General features: G+C 37.6%; 6 protein-coding genes. All 6 read right to left on the bottom strand.

Going from position 1 to position 3,339, the window contains the following annotated elements; all coding sequences use genetic code 11:
- Positions 1-816 (bottom strand): ADP-glyceromanno-heptose 6-epimerase (gene rfaD / locus ABZA26_RS10845; protein WP_372714545.1); only part of this gene is annotated, 816 nt, incomplete at its 3' end.
- 73 nt (positions 817-889) lie between these two features.
- On the bottom strand, positions 890-1,315 hold the full coding sequence (locus tag ABZA26_RS10840; protein WP_372714544.1) for a nucleoside 2-deoxyribosyltransferase: 426 nt from the start codon (positions 1,313-1,315) through the stop codon (positions 890-892).
- Entirely contained in the window at positions 1,312-2,148 is an 837-nt protein-coding gene (locus ABZA26_RS10835; protein WP_372714543.1) for a PHP domain-containing protein, read from the bottom strand. The genes ABZA26_RS10840 and ABZA26_RS10835 overlap by 4 nt, the downstream gene beginning before the upstream one ends.
- 1 nt (position 2,149) lies before the next feature.
- Positions 2,150-2,356 carry a cysteine-rich CWC family protein gene (locus ABZA26_RS10830; protein ID WP_372714542.1) on the bottom strand — a complete coding sequence of 69 codons (207 nt, stop codon included), beginning with the start codon at positions 2,354-2,356 and terminating at the stop codon, positions 2,150-2,152.
- Between the two features lie 148 nt (positions 2,357-2,504).
- Positions 2,505-3,239, bottom strand: a complete 735-nt coding sequence (locus ABZA26_RS10825) for a hypothetical protein (protein WP_372714541.1) — start codon at positions 3,237-3,239, stop codon at positions 2,505-2,507.
- Between the two features lie 25 nt (positions 3,240-3,264).
- Positions 3,265-3,333, bottom strand: a complete 69-nt coding sequence (locus ABZA26_RS10820) for an SEC-C metal-binding domain-containing protein (protein ID WP_372714546.1) — start codon at positions 3,331-3,333, stop codon at positions 3,265-3,267.
- Between the last annotated feature and the right edge of the window lie 6 nt (positions 3,334-3,339).

The following is a 3,339-nucleotide window of genomic DNA, read 5'->3' as shown; positions in this document are numbered from 1 at the left end:
CTTTATCTCATAGTTATCTTCCTTTGCCCTTACTGTATTCAGTGCCAGTTCGTAAAAACTTCTGGCTTTACCAGTTCCCAGGTTGTATACCCCGGATTCTGTTTCATTGTTCAAAAAGAACTTTATCACATTTACCACATCTTTTATATATACAAAATCCCTAAGTTGCCATCCGTCTTCATATCCCTCTTTGTGGGATTTAAAAAGTTTCACTATACCATTTTCCTTGTACTGATTGAGGGCATGAAATACCAGTGAGGCCATTCTTCCCTTATGATATTCCTGTGGTCCATATACATTAAAAAACTTTAGCCCTATCCACTGTTTCGGAGATTCCTCCTGCTTGAAGGCCCAGTCATCAAAATGTTTTTTAGAATATCCGTATTTATTGAGAGGCATCAGTTTTTTCAGTTCTTCCGGAGATACATCGTCGTTGTACCCCTGCTCTCCTATTCCGTATGTGGCGGCAGAAGATGCATAGATATATTTTATATTTCTATTTGTACAAAATTCCCATAGTTTTTTAGAGAATTCATAATTGTTCTTCATAAGAAAATCCCCGTCCTGTTCAGTTGTTGCAGAGCAGGCTCCCATATGTACTACTGCAGTCAGCTTACGGGCATTTTCATAAACAGACAGCCAGTCAAAGAGCTCATCTCTGTCCACCCAGTCGGCATAATCTCTTTTTCTCAGGTTCAACCATTTATCTTCTGTCCTCATTTTATCAGATACAATTATATCATTTATTCCATCTTCGTTGAGCTTCCAAACAAGGGCACTTCCTATAAACCCAGCAGCTCCAGTAACTAGAATCATATATATCCTCCTGTATTTTTTATTTCCAGATCATCGTTTTTATTCTATCATTTTTAACCTTATATTTCAATTTTTAAAGGTTTTTTAAAGTCTCCCCTATACACCTCTTGGCGTGTTCCAATGAGTTATAAAAACACGTTGTTATTTTTTCGTTCCCTGCAAGCATTGCAGAGAGTCTCTTAGGCGCCTCTTCGTTATAGAGACATATTATTTTCTTACCCAGGGATTCTGCAATACCTATCTCATATCCCACTCCCAGCGATGGCTGTGATACCTCTGCCACTACCAGGTCACACTCTCTCAGCCAGGCTATATCCTGATCATATATGGCAAAATCTGATTTCTCGCTCTCCACTGTCTCTTCCACATCCTTATAGCCTACATGCTCAGTTAGTACAGTTCCGTGATTACTCAAAAATTCTATGAGATCAGCATATGTCTCCCTGCTTTCTCTTCCGCCTCTTATGGAACCTGCAAAATATATTTTTATTTTTTTCATATTTTTCTCCCCTCATAATGAATCAAAAGAGCTTCATAAACATACATAGGCACTTCTCCGTCCCCTATACCTGTTGTGTCTCTTTCATTGCCGTGAAAATCAGACCCTCCTGTCCAGAGAAGCCCTGTCTCCCTGGCAAGATCCATATAATATTTTACATCATTTTTTTCAAACTTACCGTGATAGGCCTCTAAGGCATCTATCCCGTCTTTTTTCAGACCATTGATTATTTTCAGTAGTTGGTTTCTGTCTCTTGTTATCAGTTTAGGATGTGCCAAAGACACAAGTCCTCCGTTTTCTTTTATAATTTTCACTGCCCTGTCAGGAGTAAGATTACTCTTAGGAACATAAGCTATCCCGTACTGACCCAGATATCTTGCAAAGGCTTCCTTTTTTGAGTAGGCATAACCCTTTTTCATTATTATATTGGCCATGTGAGACCTGCCAAGTATATCCCCTTTAGCCTCTTCCTGAAGTTCCTCCATAGTTATATATATCCCGTTTTTCTTGAGTTTTTCCAACATTTTTTCATTTCTCTTTTCCCTTATATCTCTCAGTGCCTTGATCTCCCCTTGGAATTTTTCATCATCACAATTTATAAAATACCCCAGAATATGCACCTCTTTCCCTAGCCAGTCACAAGAAATTTCGATTCCGTTTATAAACTCAATTCCGAGCTCACGGGCTCTTTTTTTACCCTCTGCCAGACCATCTATAGTGTCATGATCAGTTATAGATAATACCTTGATCCCTTTTTTATAAGCCTTTTCCACCAGTTCTGTTGGGGACAGGGCACCATCTGAAGCAGTTGTATGCAGATGCATATCTACCATATCAGTCCTCCTGTTTTTCCTTCATATATTTTTCCACACAGTCTTTACAGACACAGGCTTCTCCTCTTATTTCCTTAGGTATTCTTTCCAGAAGTTCCTCTGGAACTTTTGTAGTCATACACCAACAGCTGTAAGGATCAGAACCTGTGGCTGCAGCACACCCGTTTTCTCCCCCACAAAGTGGGCATATTCCATTTTTCTTTTTCATAATTTCCTCCGATAATATAGAGCTGTCTCTTTATTATAATTCAGCCTAGAATAAATTTCAATTTTAATCATGTATATTAACATTAATAAAATCTGTTTTTCCTGCCAAGCATATGAAAAGACCGGACTTTTCCAGCCCGGTCTCTACATTAATCTTTCCATTTTTCAAGTTCTGAAAAATACTCTGGATAAGCAATATAAAGCGCCTTTGCGTTTATGTTGTTTCTTTCCAGCTTGGAAACCTTCTCTTTTTGAGAAATTTCAACTATTTCCATGAGTCTCGAAGAGATCTCTCTGTTATACCAGTTTTCTGCCACGAAAAGCTCTTCTCTCTTTAGGAAAGAGTTAAGAAGTTTTCTCAGCTCCTTAGACTCTTTTTCTGTGAGATCTTTCTTTCCTGCATAAGAAGATAGAAGATCTTTTTCTTTTCCTGTGGCTACATTGTTTAAAATATAGTTTGATGGATTCTTCATTCTCAAGTTAGCTTCTTTTACCATTTTTTCTGCAAGTCCCTTAGGATCTTTCAGATTCTCATCTTTCAGCCAAAACTCTCTTTTAAGTTTTTTGTTGTATTTTCTCAGAAGGTTGTTAAATTCATCTGTATCATCTTGAGTAATGGTCTCTTTCTTGTTAAGAGATGTGAGGAATTTATATTCCTTTTCTTTCATGATTCCAGATTTTCTCAGGTAAAATACAGGTTCCTCATTTCCATACCAGTCCTCTATAAGTGCCTCACCCTTTACTGTTTCACTTATAGTTTTGTCCCAATTTCTAACGGCTTCCTTGTCTACATTATATTTTTCTGCAATATCAGATTTAGGTGCAAAAAGAGAGCTACAAGATACCATTACAAGCAATATCGGTAAAAATAATAGTTTTTTCATGCCTTTTTATCCTCCATAGTAGTTTTTAGACTCTTCCACAACATTTTTTATATTTTTTTCCGCTTCCACAGGGACAAAGGTCATTTCTACCCACTTTGCT

The sequence above is a fragment of the Ilyobacter sp. genome (genome assembly GCF_041583315.1).
In the GTDB taxonomy this organism is placed as follows: domain Bacteria; phylum Fusobacteriota; class Fusobacteriia; order Fusobacteriales; family Fusobacteriaceae; genus Ilyobacter.
Note: the sequence above shows the minus strand (reverse complement) of the source record. Positions and strands in the feature narration are given on the sequence as shown.

Excerpts from the sequence above, each read along its gene's own strand:
- ABZA26_RS10825 (WP_372714541.1), bottom strand. The coding sequence starts at position 3,239 with ATGAAAAAACTATTATTTTTACCGATATTGCTTGTAATGGTATCTTGT.
- ABZA26_RS10830 (WP_372714542.1), bottom strand. The coding sequence starts at position 2,356 with ATGAAAAAGAAAAATGGAATATGCCCACTTTGTGGGGGAGAAAACGGG.
- ABZA26_RS10835 (WP_372714543.1), bottom strand. The coding sequence starts at position 2,148 with ATGGTAGATATGCATCTGCATACAACTGCTTCAGATGGTGCCCTGTCC.
- ABZA26_RS10840 (WP_372714544.1), bottom strand. The coding sequence starts at position 1,315 with ATGAAAAAAATAAAAATATATTTTGCAGGTTCCATAAGAGGCGGAAGA.